General features: G+C 54.1%; 13 protein-coding genes and 2 pseudogenes. 5 read left to right on the top strand and 10 right to left on the bottom strand.

Annotated elements, in window-relative coordinates; translation table 11 throughout:
• Nucleotides 1-77 precede the first annotated feature (77 nt).
• From phoA to ENTHG_RS20800, 4 genes are all read right to left on the bottom strand, one after another.
• Entirely contained in the window at nucleotides 78-1,493 is a 1,416-nt protein-coding gene (phoA, locus tag ENTHG_RS20815) for an alkaline phosphatase (RefSeq protein ID WP_044184464.1), read from the bottom strand.
• Between the two features lie 97 nt (nucleotides 1,494-1,590).
• A complete protein-coding gene (iraP, locus tag ENTHG_RS20810) occupies nucleotides 1,591-1,851 on the bottom strand; it encodes an anti-adapter protein IraP (protein ID WP_044184461.1) in 261 nt (86 codons plus the stop codon).
• Nucleotides 1,852-2,101: 250 nt separating this feature from the next.
• A complete protein-coding gene (locus tag ENTHG_RS20805) occupies nucleotides 2,102-3,295 on the bottom strand; it encodes a multidrug efflux MFS transporter (RefSeq protein WP_044184458.1) in 1,194 nt (397 codons plus the stop codon).
• A 169-nt stretch (nucleotides 3,296-3,464) separates the two neighbouring features.
• Nucleotides 3,465-4,148: an extensin-like domain-containing protein gene (locus ENTHG_RS20800; protein WP_044184456.1), complete on the bottom strand. Its 684-nt coding sequence runs from the start codon at nucleotides 4,146-4,148 to the stop codon at nucleotides 3,465-3,467.
• 83 nt (nucleotides 4,149-4,231) lie between these two features.
• On the opposite strand from ENTHG_RS20800, the gene ddlA reads away from it, so the two are divergent.
• Nucleotides 4,232-5,332 carry a D-alanine--D-alanine ligase gene (ddlA, locus tag ENTHG_RS20795; RefSeq protein ID WP_044185154.1) on the top strand — a complete coding sequence of 367 codons (1,101 nt, stop codon included), beginning with the start codon at nucleotides 4,232-4,234 and terminating at the stop codon, nucleotides 5,330-5,332.
• Here ddlA and ENTHG_RS20790 read toward each other — a convergent pair.
• Nucleotides 5,329-5,562, bottom strand: coding sequence for a DUF2754 domain-containing protein (locus ENTHG_RS20790; RefSeq protein ID WP_044184453.1), 234 nt, complete (start codon nucleotides 5,560-5,562; stop codon nucleotides 5,329-5,331). The two genes, ddlA and ENTHG_RS20790, sit on opposite strands and share 4 nt — an antisense overlap.
• A gap of 256 nt (nucleotides 5,563-5,818) precedes the next feature.
• On the opposite strand from ENTHG_RS20790, the gene ENTHG_RS20785 reads away from it, so the two are divergent.
• Nucleotides 5,819-6,121 (top strand): DUF2755 family protein, encoded by a 303-nt coding sequence (locus ENTHG_RS20785; RefSeq protein ID WP_044185151.1) that lies wholly within the window; start codon nucleotides 5,819-5,821, stop codon nucleotides 6,119-6,121.
• Here the strand turns inward: ENTHG_RS20785 and ENTHG_RS20780 are convergent.
• The 3 genes from ENTHG_RS20780 to ENTHG_RS20770 all read right to left on the bottom strand — a co-directional run bounded on the left by ENTHG_RS20780 (nucleotide 6,118) and on the right by ENTHG_RS20770 (nucleotide 9,137).
• A complete protein-coding gene (locus ENTHG_RS20780; protein ID WP_044184449.1) occupies nucleotides 6,118-7,245 on the bottom strand; it encodes a DUF1615 domain-containing protein in 1,128 nt (375 codons plus the stop codon). The genes ENTHG_RS20785 and ENTHG_RS20780 overlap by 4 nt on opposite strands.
• A 13-nt stretch (nucleotides 7,246-7,258) precedes the next feature.
• Nucleotides 7,259-8,479, bottom strand: coding sequence for a peptide antibiotic transporter SbmA (gene sbmA / locus ENTHG_RS20775; protein ID WP_044184445.1), 1,221 nt, complete (start codon nucleotides 8,477-8,479; stop codon nucleotides 7,259-7,261).
• A 124-nt stretch (nucleotides 8,480-8,603) separates the two neighbouring features.
• A complete protein-coding gene (locus tag ENTHG_RS20770; protein ID WP_044184442.1) occupies nucleotides 8,604-9,137 on the bottom strand; it encodes an isochorismatase family protein in 534 nt (177 codons plus the stop codon).
• Nucleotides 9,138-9,326: 189 nt separating this feature from the next.
• Here ENTHG_RS20770 and ampH point away from each other — a divergent pair.
• Nucleotides 9,327-10,485: pseudogene (gene ampH / locus ENTHG_RS20765) on the top strand (D-alanyl-D-alanine-carboxypeptidase/endopeptidase AmpH).
• 11 nt (nucleotides 10,486-10,496) lie between these two features.
• Here ampH and ENTHG_RS20760 read toward each other — a convergent pair.
• Together ENTHG_RS20760 and ENTHG_RS20755 are read right to left on the bottom strand one after the other, a co-directional pair.
• On the bottom strand, nucleotides 10,497-11,123 hold the full coding sequence (locus ENTHG_RS20760; RefSeq protein ID WP_044184439.1) for a helix-turn-helix domain-containing protein: 627 nt from the start codon (nucleotides 11,121-11,123) through the stop codon (nucleotides 10,497-10,499).
• A 93-nt stretch (nucleotides 11,124-11,216) separates the two neighbouring features.
• Nucleotides 11,217-14,048, bottom strand: coding sequence for an autotransporter outer membrane beta-barrel domain-containing protein (locus tag ENTHG_RS20755; RefSeq protein WP_044184436.1), 2,832 nt, complete (start codon nucleotides 14,046-14,048; stop codon nucleotides 11,217-11,219).
• A 452-nt stretch (nucleotides 14,049-14,500) separates the two neighbouring features.
• Here ENTHG_RS20755 and hemB point away from each other — a divergent pair, with 452 nt between their 5' ends.
• Together hemB and ENTHG_RS20745 are read left to right on the top strand one after the other, a co-directional pair.
• Nucleotides 14,501-15,472, top strand: coding sequence for a porphobilinogen synthase (gene hemB, locus ENTHG_RS20750; protein WP_044184433.1), 972 nt, complete (start codon nucleotides 14,501-14,503; stop codon nucleotides 15,470-15,472).
• 130 nt (nucleotides 15,473-15,602) lie between these two features.
• A pseudogene (locus ENTHG_RS20745) lies at nucleotides 15,603-16,616 on the top strand (lysophospholipid acyltransferase family protein); the annotation flags it as partial.

Here is a 16,616-nt window from a genome sequence, read left to right as displayed (position 1 = left end):
TAAACCTTGCACTTTAAGAATGGTCTGTCGTGGTGAAAAAACCACCCGACGGGAGATATTTCCCGCCGGGTCAGGGTTTATTTCAGCCCGAGCGCTTCTTTCATGGTAAAGAAAAGATCGGTCTGGTCGGTTAAGCCCACCACATTGGCCGCGTGCGGCCCGTAGGCGGCGATACGAATCTGGGTGCCGGTATGTTCCATCGACTCCTCTTCCGAGTTGCCGTAGGTCATGGCCATTACCGTGCCGTCTTTGGTGTTCAGCAGTTGGCTCAGACCCGGCGCTTTAGTATCAGGCGGAATGATCTGGCTGGCGTGAGCGTGGTCAGCGGTAACGATAACCAGCGTATTGCCCTCTTTCTCGGCAAAGGCCAGCGCTTTCTGCACGGCTTCATCAAGATCAACGGTTTCGCCAATCTGGCCGCACGGATTCGCCGCATGATCCTGTTTGTCGATGGACGCGCCTTCAACCTGCAGGAAGAAACCTTTCTCGTTTTTGCTCAGCAAATCGATGGCTTTTTCCGTCATCTGCGCCAGCGTCGGCACGCTGTCGGTGCGTTTGGCGTTGGGCGTACAGGTCACCGCAGGCTTATCAATATTACCGTGCAGAGAGGCTTTCGGCCCTTCCCAGCGTACCGGCATGTTGCCTTCGGAGAAGAGACCCAGCAGCGGTTTGTCCTGGTTTGCTTCGGTAATGGCCGCCAGCGTTGTCGCATCGCTCACTAACTGATAGCCGCGCGCCTGCGCCTGCTCACGCAGCGTTTTACCCTGCCACTCGCCTGCGGTCGCGGTTTCGCTAAAGGTTTTCGCGCCGCCGCCCAGCGTGACATCGGCACGGGCGTTCAGCAGCTGTTCGGTAATGGAGCCTTTGCCGCCCTTCTCCAGCGCATTGCTGGCGCATTTTTCGCTGGTTACGCTCGGTCCATAGCATTTACGCGAGGTCACATGCGACACCAGCGCCGCCGGGGTGGCGTCCTGCAGTTCAGCGGTAGAGACGTTGCCGGTGGCGAGCCCCGCCGCCTTTGCCATCTCCAGGATCGTCATATGATCTTTTTCGTGAATATCGACGCCCAGCGCGCCGTTATAGGTTTTGACGCCGGTGGACCAGGCGGTAGCGGACGCCGCAGAGTCGGTGACGTAATCCGGTTTGCCGGTTTTTTTATCCAGCGCGTAATGGGTGTACTGGCCGGTCAGCGGCAGCGCATCAATACCTTTGAAGAAACCGCCCGCCCCTTCGGCATAATTTCGCGCGGCGGTGATTTCAGAATCGCCCATGCCGTCGCCAATCAACAGGATAATATTTTTAGCGGGCTTATCATTAAGCGAAGCGCGAATCGCTGCGGTCTGGTCGCCGCTCAGGCGACGTGCGCCGCCCTGAGTGGAAATATCGCCATGGGCGGCACGACTTTCCAGCACGGGGGTGGAAGAAGTATCCGCATAAATAACCGGGGTAAACAGTACCGGGAATAAGGCGACGAATAAGGCGCTCTGTTTCACTTTATTTTCTCCGTGTAAATATACTTAAAGCAAATAAAAACAGAGCGACTATAGGCATCCCGCATGACAGAGATATGACAGCGAATCTCTGGCTACGTTACGTGCGGGGATGCCGTAAAAGCTTTTTTAGATATTGTTGTAATAGCGCTGCGTCGCTGTCAGAGACGTCAGTGGTGGGGTGCACATCATCCAGCGCGCCTTCAATGCTTTCGATGAGCGCCTGCTGCTCAGGCTGCGCCATCTGGCGTAACAGCGCAGTGACGACTATTTCCAGCGCTTCCACTTGCGCAACCAGCTCTTTGGACTCCTCTTCCTTCTGTGCCAGTTTTACCAGTAACTCTGCAATGAGATTTTTCATAGCGCTATTTCCTTATGTGATTTGCGATGACATTAGCACTCTGGTTTGTTGTTGCAAATAGTATGCATCTACTCATTTTTTGCCAAAATCCACGTTTTGCAAATCAAATATGACAAAAGTGCGGTAAAGGAACCTTTCTTCGTCCGTAAGCTAAACTTTTCGCAACGTTACAGGCCCAAAGACAGGGAAAAAGGCGGGGAAGTATAAAGAAAAGTAATGGACAGAGCGGAATAATTCCGCTCCGTTAATTTTATTTACGCCGGGTTTTTCGCATTGCCAGCGCCAGCTGCCAGATATTAAACAGGACGACGATTGCCGTCGCCACAAATACCCAGCGGAACCCGGCCATCGCGGAAACAGAAGCCCCCATCAGCGGCCCGACGACGTTACCTAAATACATAAACGACTGGTTATAACCAAAAATACGCCCGGTCACCTGATCGCTTGAATATTTCAGCAGCAGCGTCTGAACCGCGGGCAGCATAGCGCCATCGGCAAAGCCGAGCAGAAAACGCAAAATCCCCAGCTGCAGCGGCGAGGTCACAAATGACATGGCGGAAAAGAGCACAACAGCAAAAATTAATGTGCCCATCAGCACCCGTCCGGTACCAATACGATCCCCCAGCTTGCCGAGCCGGGGCGCTGAGAGCAGCGCAGACACGCCCGGTACGGCGGCGATCATGCCGCTAAGAAAGGCAATATTGTTACTGTGCGGGGCCATCGATTGAATAAACAGCGCAAGAATCGGCCCTATCGACCCGTTACATAACTGAATCACCAGGGTGGTGACAAACAGACTGATGACCAGCCCCGGATAAGGCAGAGAGGCGAACACCGCCTTGCCGCTCAGGCTCTCCGCCTTACTCACTTTAGGCCGCCCGCTCTCTTTAATTAAAAACAGCGTGACAAGAAAGCTGACAATTAACAGCGTCGCGGTGATCAGAAAGACCGTGCGCAGGCCAAAATGGTCCGCCAGAAAACCACCCAGCAGCGGTCCGCCGATCACGCCGCTAATCTGAGCGGTGGAGAGCGTGCTCAGCGCCCAGCCGCTGCGCTCGCGAGGCACCTGGGAGGCCACCAGCGCCATCGCGTTGGGAATGTAGCCCGAGGTCAGCCCCATGATGCCGCGCAGAATAAGCAGCTGCCAGACGTTCGTGGCGAAGGCCTGCAGCAGAATCGCAATTGCCATGCCCAGAGAGGCGCGCAGCAGCATCAGCTTGCGCCCTTTTCTGTCGGCCAGGCTGCCCCAGAGCGGGGAGACGATGGCGGAGATGAGAAACGTAATGCTGAACGTCAGCCCCGACCACATCGACAGCGCCTCATGGGACGTCACGCCCAGCTGCGAAACGTACAGCGGCAAAAAGGGGAGAATTTGGCTGATGGCGAGGCCGGTAAAAAAACAGCCGAACCACACCGAAACAAGGTTAACCTTCCAGGATTCCATAACCAGCGACAATGATTGAGTTTTGCTAAAGGGCGCACAGGGTAACAAGAATAAAAACAGGATATCGCACCAGAGATGCGCTCTGGATTATTTTGGTATTTTATCTTCCCCTTGCGCCCCCAGGTTAAAAGACTGCAATAAAAACCCCTGAATAAGAGTGGATTATGCTTTATCGGCAGATCCCGTAACCGCGCATCCCCAGGTGAAAATGGTTAGCGTGCGCCGCGTTATAATCCGGCCCCAGACCGTTGCCATAATAGCCGCAGCTGGCGCTTAACATCGCCCGCAGCCAGGGCTGGGTGCTGTCTCGCTGCCAGCCGCGCAGCACGGTAACCTGCTCGCCACTGGCCAGGCGAAAAGCGCTAATATCCAGCGCGTCTGCGGTGGCGTGCTCGCTACGACGGGCGTTCTGTCGGTGATAGATATTCCGGCAGGCAAAGCTACCAAAATGATCGATACGCGCAAGAGTACTACCGGTGTACTGCTCAGTGAGCGGCCGCGCCTGCTGGCTGACGAACAGCGCCGAGCTGAGCGCCAGCGGGCAACTGGCCAGGAAGCTGCCGCTCAGCTTCACCGGGCCGAAATCCCGCACCCGCACGACGTCAGTAAGCGGGCACTCGCCCTGGCTGTCGGCTACCGGCGTTGTGGTGATAAGTTTTTGCTGATTCGCCTGAGCAAGCAGGCTGGCGCACTGCGCCTGATCGAGGCGACGCAGTTTAAACTGGGTAATGCGCCCCGGCGGATCGCTCAGTTGCAAAGGCGCAAACGGGTTATACCAGGAGGGAAGATAGCGATACCCCACCCCCACGCACGCCGCTAACAGACATAACACCACCAGGCTTTTCCCTTTCACGCATCCCCTCCATTAATCACTGCAAAACAGTATGGCAGAAGTGTTATGGTATGTGCTTTCGGATTGATGTGAGTGAAGTTGAGATGGCAAAACTGCGGGTAGGTGTCGTGTTTGGCGGTAAATCAGCCGAGCATGAGGTGTCGCTGCAATCGGCAAAAAATATCGTCGACGCAATGGATAAATCACGTTTTGAAGTCGTGCTGCTGGGGATTGATAAACAGGGCCAGTGGCATCTCTGCGACGCAAACAATTACCTGCAAAATGCCAGCGATCCGGCGCATATTGCCCTTACCCCCACGCAGAACAGCGTTGCGCTGGTGCCGGGGCAGTCAGCCGGGCAGCTTATTGATGCGCATAACGGCGCGCCGCTCCCCTCCCTGGATGTCATATTTCCTATTGTTCACGGTACGCAGGGTGAAGACGGCACCTTACAGGGGCTGCTGCGCATGACGAACCTGCCTTTTGTCGGCTCTGACGTGCTCGGCTCGGCGGCCTGCATGGATAAAGATGTCACCAAGCGGCTGTTGCGCGACGCCGGTCTCGCCGTCGCCCCGTTCGTCACCCTTACCCGTAGCAGCCGTGAGCACATCATGTTTAGCGACGTACAGGCGCAGCTTGGGCTGCCGCTGTTTGTTAAACCGGCCAACCAGGGTTCCTCCGTCGGGGTCAGCAAAGTTACCAACGAAGCGCAATATCACGAGGCCGTCCGTCTGGCCTTCGAATTCGACCATAAAGTGGTGGTGGAAACCGGCATCAATGGCCGCGAAATCGAATGCGCGGTGCTGGGCAATGACCATCCGCAGGCCAGCACCTGCGGCGAGATTATCCTTAACAGCGATTTTTACGCCTACGATACCAAGTACATTGACGATAACGGCGCCAGCGTCGTGGTTCCGGCGGCAATCGATCCTGCGGTTAACGAGCGGATACGGAGTATTGCGGTACAGGCGTACCAGACGCTGGGCTGTGCGGGAATGGCGCGGGTGGACGTATTCCTGACGCCCGATAACGAGGTTATCATTAACGAAATCAATACGCTGCCGGGGTTCACCAATATCAGCATGTACCCCAAACTGTGGCAGGCGAGCGGCATCAGCTATACCGATTTGATCACCCGCCTGATTGAACTGGCGCTGGAGCGCCATCAGGCCGACAGAGCGCTCAGGAGCGCCATGAACGGCTAATCCAACGTTTTTTCTTCCTCTTGCGCCGTCGTTTCGTCTTCGGGACGGCGGCGTATGATCAATCCCGCCAGCCAGAAGCTAATAACCCAGGTCACTAACCCCACGGCGTAGTTTTGCCAGCCCTGGGTTTCAAACCCCAGCAGCCCAACCACCCCATTGAGAATAAAGATCAGCCCTATCGCGAATGCGTAATAGTGCCAGTCACGGCGTAATTTCGAAGGCAGCTTCATGACAACTCCGGCAATAAAAAACGCATCCTCGCATATTTCAACGGGCGCGTCTGTGGCGCATGCGGAAATTCTTAAATGTTAATTAAGTAATTAATTCGTTACAAAAACGTGAGCGGCGGCAGAATTTACACAACCGGGATCATTCCCGGAATGAAATTATCACCATTCTGATGTTGACAATTTAATCCAGCTGTCAAAATCAGTACGAATGACCGGCCTGGATCCGGGAAAACTGAACGTAGTAGCGGAGGTCTTTATGGCTGACTTTACCCTGTCGAAACCCTTTTCGGGAAAGAAAACTCGCGACGCCTCTACGCCAGGTAACATTGCCTATGCCGTGTTTGTACTGCTCTGTTTCTGGGCAGGCGCGCAGCTGTTAAACCTGCTGGTTCACACGCCGGGGGTTTACGAACAAGTGATGCAGATTCAGGACGCCAACCGTCCCCACGTCGAAATGGGGTTAGGCGTCGGCACCATTTTTGGTCTGGTGCCGTTCCTGGCAGGTAGCGCAATCCTGGGGTTCATCGCCCTGGTGTTACGCTGGCGTCGCCATCACTAATTCCCTTTCATACACTGTGCCCGACGATCGTCGACGCGCTTCGCAAACCAGGCGGTGGTGAGGTTGCGGGTGATTTTCGGGCTCTCCAGCTGAATGCCTGGCAGCATCTCTTTCGGTAACGCTTTACCGCTTTTTTGTTCCGCCAGACGATAGACTTTTTCGTACAGCGCCGTTTTCTCAAACTTGAGGCTGTCGCCTGCTTCAAGCTGACGGCGAATATCACGATCGCTCATACCGAGCTTAGCCCTAAGCTTGCGTACCGCCCTCTCGGTACTGCCCGCCTCGCTGCTGCCGTAGGCAATTAAATCACCGTCCAGCGCCAGCTTCACGCCGGTGGCTTTGCTTACCGCGTTCTGAAAAGCCGCGTTACGGCTGGCATACCATCCGGCATTGAAATCGGCAAAGCGATAAATCGGCGCGCTGTAGCTGGCGGGGTAATTGAGCAGATGGTAAGTACCGAACCACAGACCGCCGCGCCGGGTAAAGACCTCCTGACGCACGGTGCCAGCCATCTTCCACGGATAGCCGTCGGTATGCTGCTGCGCAAAGGCGATACTCACCTGCATCGGCCCGCCGGTATGCACCGGATTATAAGAACCGAACAGCGTCTGCCCCATTGGCACGACGCTTATCATATCGTCGAAAATCTCGCTCAGCTGCTTTTCCGTTTGTACCTTATCCAGACGCTCGCTGTAGCTCTTGCCGTTAGGTGAATTCACTTTCAACGCGGTGTGCACCAGCAGCGTGGGAATATGCAGACTCGCCGCGCGGCGATCGATCTCCTTCCAGGCGATTTTACTGAGTCCCGGCACGACCGGATCGGCCCGGTAGTTCGACTCCTGCTGCGCGACCGCCAGCACCGAACAGATATTTTCAAGGGTCGGGGCAATCGACTGGCTCTCGAATGTGGTGGCGAGATCCCGCGCCCAGCCGTCTCTGTCTTTCACGCTGGCCGGCATTTTCGCTTTCACTACGCTTGCCACGTCCCGAGGCCTTTCGGCCTCGCTGGCTTTCGCGCCATCTTTTGCCTTGCTGGTGCTTGTTGTGGTGGTACAACCGGCGAGGATCATCCCCGCCAGCAGGGTTATTGTGGTCGCGAGAATTCGCGGCGCGCAAACAGGCATATCATTCCTTGCGTTAATGTAACGAATCAGTCAGTGGCGAAACGGACGGCTCGTCCAGTTCCCGTTCAAAGCTCCGCAGACGTTTATAAATGGACATTAACTCCACCAGCGTCGTCCAGGAGGCTATCAGATACTGGAACGAACTGCGCACCTGTTCAAATACGTTTGTGATTTGGCGCATCAGGCCGAACGTGATAGCGCCTGCGGCGATGGTCGGGAAAAGCACAATCAGGCCAAACACCACGTCCAGTTGCAGATAGAGAATACGGGCGACGTTGAAATACATATAGTGGAAATAGAGACGGAAATAGTTACGGCGCACGGCGGCAAACAGCTCACGCATGGTATGCGGCTGCGCGCGGGCGGGATCGTCTTCGCCATACACCAGCTCTTTACGGTAGGCGGCCTCTACCCGCTGGTTTTTAAACTCCAGCCCTGGCAGTTTGATACCGACTACCGCCAGCAAGAAGGTGCCGAGTAACGACCAGAGAATAGCCGCAATCACCAGACCGTAAGGAATATGCCCCACCAGCGGCAGCTCAGGAACATGCGGCGAAAGCGCCACCAGCACCGGCAAGAAGGCTATCAGCGTCATCACGGCATTGATAAAGCTGACCCCCATATCTTCAAGGGTGGAGGCAAAGCGCATGGTATCTTCCTGCACACGCTGGGCGGCACCCTCGACATGACGCAGCCGCTCCCAGTTCTCCATGTAGTACTCGTTCATGGCCGTGCGCCAGCGGAAGACATAGTGGCTGACGAAGAAGTTATTGAGCACCGCCACGGTTACTGCGATGAGCGCTATCCATAAAAAGACGCCAATGCCGCTGTAGAGCTGGCCAATCTGTACTTTATTCGGGGCGCTAAGCGCGGTCTGAATCAGATCGTAGAAAGGGGCGTACCAGGCGTTGATGGCGACGTTAACTTCCACCAGAAACCAGGTCACGAAGATAATGAGCGCAGTGCCGAGAATGGACCAGCGCTGCCAGCGGTGCGGCGAATAGAGAAACCAGAACAGGGCAAAAACCCCGGTGCAAAGCGCGTAGTAGGCATAAAAAAGAAGGAAATTAACCGACCAGAAGCGTCCGGCGCTGATGGGCGGCTCACTGGATGCGCCGCATAGCTTTAGCAGCCAGTCCTGCCCACCGGCCTGCCAGAAAATGACAGCGATCATTGCCCATATAAACGCCGACAGAAAAAACAGCTTCGGCTGCGGGAAAAAAGACTTAAACATACGAATCTCCTGCGAACTTCTTATTGTTGTGCATTGCTCAAAACGGATAGCGCTTCCCACCGCAGAGCGCACTCTGCGGGCGTGTGTAAAGGAAAGCTGTTGCATCAGACCTGAGCGTAACGCCTTAGTTCGCTTGCCACTCGTGAAGAATTGTTTCGACGGATTTCACCCGAACCGGATTGCCCGGTACGATAAGCGTTCGCCAGACCTCATTGTGATGTTCGATGAGGGTGTGCGCATCGGCCGCGGCACGGTTAGCGGTAGTGTGCGCATCCCCGGCGACGGTTATCGCGTAGCCCCGGCTGGCGCCGTTTTTGATTGTTGTGTCCACACAGTAGTCGGTAGCGCACCCGCAGATGACAAAGGCGTTGATATCCTGCTCGCGTAGTACCGTCTCCAGCGACGTTTTATAAAAGCTGTCGCAGGCGGTTTTGGTGACATACAGCGCATTGTCCGGCTGGTACAGTTCCGGCAGGATCTGGAAGCCATCGCTCCCCTCTTCCAGCCCGCCCTCTTCGCAATGCTGAATGAAAATAACCTGGTCTGCCGCCCTGGTGAGCTGATTGATAAGCGCCGCGCAGCGCTCACGCCCAACGCGTGGCGTGGCGAAGACGCCGTTTTGCATGTCCACGACCATAACGACCCGCTTACCTGACATTGCCTGCCTCCTGAATATGCGCAAAAAAGCAGATTACCACAGCGCAGCGGCCAGCGTGCGAAGGGAAACAGGCCCATTTTTGCTCCTCGTTGCGTTATTTCATGAACGTAGCTGTTTTCGGTGTTTTGCAATATGCCGCCGGGTAGTATAAATACGCATTAGTCTCTTCCTTCACTACGGGTGCTTTCGTTGAAACGTTGTTTGCTTCTCTGTGCGACGCTGTGTGCGTTGACTATCACTTCCGCCCGGGCGGCGCAGCAGTCTCCTGACCCGGTCTTTGCGTCTGATATTGTTGATCGTTACGCCAACCATATTTTTTATGGCAGCGGCGCTACGGGCATGGCGATGGTCGCTATTGACGGTAATCAGCGCGTGTTCAGAAGTTTTTGGCGAAACGCGCCCGGGCACCAATGTGCGGCCGCAGCTGGATTCTGTTATCCGTATCGCCTCTCTGTCTAAGCTGATGACCACCGAGATGCTGGTTAAATTACTCGACCAGGGCGTTGTAAAGCTTGACGACCCGCTGAGTAAGTACGCTCCCCCCGGCGCGCGTGTACCCACATATCAGGGCCAGCCGATAACGTTAGTGAACCTGGCGACCCATACCAGCGCCCTTCCCCGTGAACAACCTGGCGGCGCGCCGCATCGCCCGGTGTTCGTCTGGCCTACGCGCGAACAGCGCTGGAACTGGCTCTCCACCGCGAAGCTGAAATTCGCCCCCGGCTCCCAGGCCGCCTATTCCAACCTGGGGTTTGATTTGCTGGCCGATGCCCTTGCGCGGGCGGCGGGTAAGCCCTACCCGCAGCTTTTCGAAGAGCAGATAACCCGACCGCTGGGGATGAAAGACACCACCTTTACGCCTTCTCCGGATCAGTGCCGTCGCCTGATGGTGGCGGAAAAAGGGGCCAGCCCCTGTAATAACACGCTGGCAGCGATTGGCAGCGGCGGCGTTTACTCAACCCCCGGTGATATGATGCGCTGGATGCAGCAGTTCCTTTCGTCAGATTTTTACCACCGTAACAATCAGGCTGACAGGATGCAGACGCTTATCTATCAGCGTAACCAGCTGACGCGGGTGATCGGTATGGATGTGCCGGGCAAAGCGGATGCGCTAGGGCTGGGATGGGTCTATATGGCGCCGAAAGATGGCCGACCGGGAATCATTCAAAAAACCGGCGGTGGCGGTGGCTTCATCACCTATATGGCAATGAACCCGCAAAATAATATTGGCGTGTTTGTGGTGGTCACCCGCTCACCGTTGACGAAGTTTGTGAATATGAGCGACGGCGTTAACGATCTGGTGAGCGAGCTCAGCAATAATAAACCGCTGGTTGCCCCCTCTTCCTGAATAGCAGGCGATTAATACTCATAAGGCAAGCGGTTAATCTTTGTCAGCTTGCCTTTACTCATCTCGATATAATTTCCCTGACGCAGCGCAGAGAGCATTTCGGCAATAACGGACCGGGAGATCCCCGTGCGCTTCTGGATGTACTGTATTACGCCAACGCGAGCGCGGAGCGTCTCTTCCCATTCCGCCATAATCAGCAGCGTCGAGCGGATTTGATCATAGGTACTGCTGCCGATAAGCTGGCAATCGCGTGTTTCTGCCAGCCGGTACCACCAGGTCAACCAGCAAAACGATTCTCGCCATAGCTGATGTTCTTCCACCAGTTTAAGCGACAGTTCAGCAGGCAGGTAGTAGCCGCTACAGCTGTTTTGCGTGGTGTAAATATATTCGGTAGGCCGTTTGATAATGCTGGTACTCAATCCGTTGACAAACGGGGCGTTAACAATGCCCATTAATACATCGTTATATTTGCGGCTAATGGCGATTTCGCCCTGGTTGAGTACGACGGTGACGTTACTGGGATCGATATTGCTGAAGGTAAGCACGGTATTAGCAGGCAGTTCAAAATGAACACCGTGAGGGGAGAAGCATTTGTCTAATAACTCAAATTCCGCAAGCGGCTTTTCAATTGGCAACATTCACAGTCCTTATGTAAAAAATTCCCGCCAGTCCGTGGCGGGAATTCAGGCACTGATAAAGTAGCAGGGAAGTTCTCTTCCCTGCCAGTGTTATTACCAGGTGTATTTCACGCCAACTTTCGCGCCCCAATCCTGCTCAACGTCGCCGCCGCCCAGGTAGTTCACGTCAGTGAATGCGCTGAAGTTTTTGGTGAAGCTGAACTGAGTACCCAGACCAACACGTACCGCAGAACCTTCGGTGCCGTTGTCGATAGAGTCGCCGTTCACTTTCGCCGTGTTGTTGGAGTCGTCATAGACGTACGCCAGGTTGAAGTACGGGGTCAGAGCCTGGTCGCTGCCGTAGGTGAAGGTGTAACCTGTGTTCACGCCCAGTTCATAACGCAGGCTATCGTAATCCTGGTCACCAGCTTTCATGCCGTTGCTCAGGCGGTAGCTATCGCCAGACTGGAACAGACCAGAGATACCTGCATACGGAGTCACGTAGCCTTTGTCGTTAACATGCCAGTCGTAGCCCAGTTTCAGACCGAAGCCCCATGCGTCGGTAGACGCATCGCCGTCAACATAGTCGCCGTTGCTCATGTTAGCAGACAGGTCGCTGTCGAAGCGGCTGTAGCTCAGGTTGCCATCAACAAAGATGTTGTTGTCGAAACGCGCAGAAGAGTAGATGTACGCGGACTGGCTATCCTGATCAACCTGACCAGAACGATCGCTCACGTCACCTTTCGCGAAGGCTGCAGCAGCACCGACTACCCAGTTAGCGTTGTTACCGTCAATGAAGGTATCCACACCAACCATGATGCCGTTAACGTCCTGATCGTAGCTGATCACGCCGTTGTCGCCGTTCAGGCTGCCACCGAAGTAGCTCACCCATGCGCCGCCGTTGTCAGCCAGGCCATGACGACCATTGGTCAGACGGGTATCCAGAGTATCCTGTTGCAGGTTCCAGATATTGGTGTTTGCAGAAGGAATGCTCAGCGCCATGTTAGCGTAATCAGTCAGTTCCTGCTGTTTCAGAACAACAGTGTTGCCTTTCTGCTGTGCTTCGTAGGTGTAAGCACCCAGGTCAGCTTTATTGGCAGCGCTGAAGGTAGCGGTGGTGTTTTTATCGTTGACATAGATAAGTTCTTTACCTTTGTAATCAGCGACTTTACCAGTACCAGTAGCGTTGTTGATACGGACTTTGTAGTTACCTTTGGCAGCAACAACGTCGTCGTTCGCATCATAAAGATCGAACTCCTGGTCAGCATTGTTGAGGTTGCCATTACCGTTGATGGTCAGGTGACCATCGGAGTTCATAGCGATAACACCGTAACCGTAGGTTGCATCAGATTTCTTGGTGGTGTTAGTGTGGCCGTTCACCAGGTCAGCGTCTAATACATAGTCGCTGCTGTTGATGTTGAATACACCACCTTTCGTCAGCTCCATAGTATTGGTATCAAACGCTTTTGCTTCATAAGCGCCTGCGCCGATGCTGAATTCACCGCCGTTGGACACGGTGATGGTGTTGGCATACAGATAGGTGGTTTCGTCGTTCAGATCAACTTTACTGTAGCTGTCAACAGTAAGGTGATCGGTTTCAGCTTGACCGCCAGAGCTGAGATTCATTGCTGAACCATTTTTCAGCGTAATGTTATCAGCGACTAACCCATTGCTATTAGCCAGATCAACATGAGACCCGTTGTTTACGGTCAGGTCATCAATATTTGAATCACCAGTAATATTCCAATGTGAACCATTATTCAGCGTGACGTCGAACACACCACTCTGGAAGGTTTCGTTGCCGATAACGTTGCCCCATTTATCTTTAACAGAATCAGGCTCAAGGCTGTTAGAGGCAACATCATACATATGAGAAGTCCACTCATAACTGAACCGCGCAGCACCAGACCATTTGCTGCCGTTATCAAGAGTGATATTCAGTTCATCAACGTTCAAGCCGTCATCAGCCCATCCGCCATTGGTGTTAATATCACCATTTGCGACGGTAGAATGACCGGTTGCGTCAAAATTGGCGTTCCAGGTGCTTGTGAACTCAACATCGCCTGTCAGCGTTGAATTGCTGAAAGACACGTTGTTTTTCATCGCATAATCGGAAGAGGAATTATCCTTAAAGGAAAGCGCGATACCGCCGTTTTTGTTCGGCTCATGAGAGTTGCCATAGGTACCCTCATTTTCCAGTGCAGTAAAAGAACCAGCAGTAACTGCAGAATCAGTTACCTTGATGTTGTTGTCCCAGGTATGGGATTCAGTGGTGTAATCAGCATTAGTAGTATCACCCTGATACATGGCGATACCCGCAACACGGGAGTTATTGCTGATATTGATATTGCTTTCAACGTCCATTGTTACTGCAAGACCCTGAGCAGCAAAGGAAGCTGTACGATAATCTTCTGAAGCGGTTTTACCTTCACCGTTCAGATATTTATCGGTGAAATAAAAATACTCATAATCATCATCGATAGTAGAGTTAACAACATTCAGCGTGAAGATATCACCATCATGCCATTTATAATCGACGTCAGTTCCGTTGTTCCAGGTGTAGCCATAACCGTTACCGTCAACATAAGCAACCGGACGCATGGAAGTAATCATACCGTGGATGGTAGAGTTTTTAACATCCAGCGTATTAGCGGTGCCGTCGGTGTAATCATGGTTCATGTAGTAAGTGGAAAGAACACCGTTTACTACATCATTGTTAAATGTCTGATCGTAAGCACCGTCAGCCGCGTTGTTGTAGATATAACCATAATAAGAGATATAGTTGAGCTTATCCGCGTCTGTCCAGTTATCCCACGTATATGCAGTGTCTGCGTCGTCATGATATCCAAAGGTATCGTAAGTCGCCGCCTGAGCCTGAGAAGCGATTGCCAACGTGCAGGCTAACGCTAATTGAGATACTACCAGTTTCTTTTTCCACGAGTGCATTTGTCATCCCTCCTCAGGGATATAATCGTTGGTCCATCATTTTTAATGCATCAAATGCAATTAAACTTAATTGCGCGAAAAAATTATGCCGCACAAAAACGAAATGGTTCAATTAAACTTCTCGTAAAGTCCGAAATCGGACAAATTGCGGTTAATGAGCAAAATTAGGAATTTATAAAGGTTAACCACATTACTAAACAGCTTCTTAACCGCAGCTCCACATTTATTTAGGACAAAACCTTTTATTTCTTTAATATATAACACCGAGGAACATAATCAACCAATGAATTCAATACAGAGAATAAATATTAACCATTTGGAAATTGAAATTATGTATATAAGAAATTCCCCTCTCCCCAACGCTGCAGGCCTCGTTAAAGACGATTTTGGTGAAACATCCGCCACCCTTTTCAGCTACACTAGCCCTCTGTTCATAAGCTATCAGGCAAATCATGACCGACTTAATCACCCGCCCGCGCCGCCTGCGCAAATCCGCCTCGCTCCGCGCTATGTTTGAAGAGACCACCCTGAGCCTCAACGACCTCGTGCTGCCGATTTTCGTCGAGGAAGAGATAGACGACTACAAAGCCATCGCCGCCATGCCCGGCGTGATGCGCATTCCGGAAAAACACCTCGCCCGGGAAATTGAGCGTATCGCGAATGCGGGCATTCGTTCGGTGATGACCTTTGGCATCTCCCACCATACCGACGAGACCGGCAGCGACGCCTGGCGGGAAGACGGGCTGGTGGCGCGCATGTCCCGCATCTGCAAAGAGGCGGTGCCGGAGATGATCGTGATGTCCGATACCTGTTTTTGCGAATACACCTCCCACGGCCACTGCGGCGTGCTGTGCGACCACGGCGTCGATAACGACGCTACGTTGCTGAACCTTGGCAAGCAGGCGGTTGTCGCTGCCGCAGCTGGCGCAGACTTTATCGCCCCTTCCGCCGCGATGGACGGCCAGGTGCAGGCGATTCGTCAGGCGCTGGACGCCGCGGGCTTTACCGATACGGCAATCATGTCCTATTCCACCAAGTTCGCCTCCTCTTTCTACGGCCCGTTCCGCGAAGCGGCTGGCACGGCGTTGAAAGGCGATCGTAAAACCTATCAGATGAACCCGATGAACCGCCGTGAAGCGATTCGCGAGTCGCTGATTGACGAAGCGCAGGGCGCGGACTGCCTGATGGTAAAACCGGCGGGCGCTTATCTGGATATTCTGCGTGATATTCGTGAGCGTACCACTCTGCCGCTGGGTGCCTACCAGGTCAGCGGTGAATACGCGATGATCAAATTCGCCGCGCAGGCGGGTGCGATTGACGAGGATAAAGTTGTACTGGAAAGCCTGGGCGCCATTAAACGCGCCGGCGCGGATCTGATTTTCAGCTACTTCGCCCTCGATCTGGCGGAACGTAAGATTCTGTAAGCCCTCAGGCCCGGCGGCCTCTGCCGGGCTTTTTTCTCTCTTCTGCGGCATTACGGTTTATTCACAAAGCTGAAATGCAACTGTCATCCGCGCCTTCTACTGTCTTCGCAAGACAGCAGGAGGAGTCCCTATGTTTAGCCTCGATAATGTTCTCGACGACCTCTGGCCACAGGCCAGGCCCGCCCCCTGGCAGAAAAATCTTCTCAGACGTCTGCTGTATGAAAAAGAGTTCCAGCAGTTCGCCAATGACCACCGCCACCTTAAGGGGCTGGATATGGTGGAACACGTACTGGAGCATCTGCAAATTCGCTGTGCCCTTCCCGAACACGAACTGGAACAGATCCCCGAAAACGGCCCTCTGGTGATTATCGCCAACCACCCCACCGGCACCCTGGACGGGCTGGCACTGCTGTATGCGGTCTCCCGCGTGCGCCGCGATGTGAAAGTGGTCACTAACCGTATGCTGAGCCATCTTACTCCGCTGCGCTCATTGTTTATTCCGGTAGACAATATGGGCGGGCGCACGCGTAAAGCCGCGCTACAACAGATGGAAACCCAGCTGCAAAACGGCGGCGTGCTGATCTTCTTTCCGGCTGGCGAAGTCTCACGGCTGACCCGTAAAGGCATCCGCGACGGCAGCTGGCACACCGGTTTTATCAAGCTGGCGACGAAGTTTCGCGCTCCGTTGCTGCCGGTATGGATCACTGCCCGCAACAGCCCCCTCTTTTATGGCAGCGCCCTGCTCTCCGACACGCTGCCCGTGCTGCTGCTCATGCAGCAGATGTTCCGCCGCCGCGGCACTACATTGCCCGTCACCATCGGGCAGCGTATCCCCTGGGAGAGCTGGCATGCGCCTTCGCTTTCGCCGCGGGAGCTGGCGGATAAATGTCGCCAGCACGTGTTACGTCTGGGGAAAAATTGCCCGGCATATTTAAAACCGAGTGCGCCATCGCCCGTCCGGAAGACCGCGCCACGCTGCGCCGCGAACTGAGCCGCGCCGAATGCCTTGGCCGTACCGCCGATGGTAAAACAATCTACCTCTGGCAACGCCAGGGGCAGGAAGACGCGCCCTTATTACGCGAACTGGGCCGCTTGCGGGAAATTGCTTTTCGCGCAGTCGGGGAAGGCAGCGGCAGACGGCGCG

This window comes from Phytobacter massiliensis JC163, assembly GCF_000321045.1.
Classification (GTDB): domain Bacteria; phylum Pseudomonadota; class Gammaproteobacteria; order Enterobacterales; family Enterobacteriaceae; genus Phytobacter_A; species Phytobacter_A massiliensis.
This window is presented reverse-complemented; position numbering and strand designations above follow the sequence as displayed.

Excerpts from the sequence above, each read along its gene's own strand:
- iraP (WP_044184461.1), bottom strand. The coding sequence starts at position 1,851 with ATGAAAAATCTCATTGCAGAGTTACTGGTAAAACTGGCACAGAAGGAA.
- ENTHG_RS20805 (WP_044184458.1), bottom strand. The coding sequence starts at position 3,295 with ATGGAATCCTGGAAGGTTAACCTTGTTTCGGTGTGGTTCGGCTGTTTT.
- ddlA (WP_044185154.1), top strand. The coding sequence starts at position 4,232 with ATGGCAAAACTGCGGGTAGGTGTCGTGTTTGGCGGTAAATCAGCCGAG.
- ENTHG_RS20790 (WP_044184453.1), bottom strand. The coding sequence starts at position 5,562 with ATGAAGCTGCCTTCGAAATTACGCCGTGACTGGCACTATTACGCATTC.
- ENTHG_RS20785 (WP_044185151.1), top strand. The coding sequence starts at position 5,819 with ATGGCTGACTTTACCCTGTCGAAACCCTTTTCGGGAAAGAAAACTCGC.
- ENTHG_RS20780 (WP_044184449.1), bottom strand. The coding sequence starts at position 7,245 with ATGCCTGTTTGCGCGCCGCGAATTCTCGCGACCACAATAACCCTGCTG.
- sbmA (WP_044184445.1), bottom strand. The coding sequence starts at position 8,479 with ATGTTTAAGTCTTTTTTCCCGCAGCCGAAGCTGTTTTTTCTGTCGGCG.
- ENTHG_RS20770 (WP_044184442.1), bottom strand. The coding sequence starts at position 9,137 with ATGTCAGGTAAGCGGGTCGTTATGGTCGTGGACATGCAAAACGGCGTC.
- ENTHG_RS20760 (WP_044184439.1), bottom strand. The coding sequence starts at position 11,123 with ATGTTGCCAATTGAAAAGCCGCTTGCGGAATTTGAGTTATTAGACAAA.
- ENTHG_RS20755 (WP_044184436.1), bottom strand. The coding sequence starts at position 14,048 with ATGCACTCGTGGAAAAAGAAACTGGTAGTATCTCAATTAGCGTTAGCC.
- hemB (WP_044184433.1), top strand. The coding sequence starts at position 14,501 with ATGACCGACTTAATCACCCGCCCGCGCCGCCTGCGCAAATCCGCCTCG.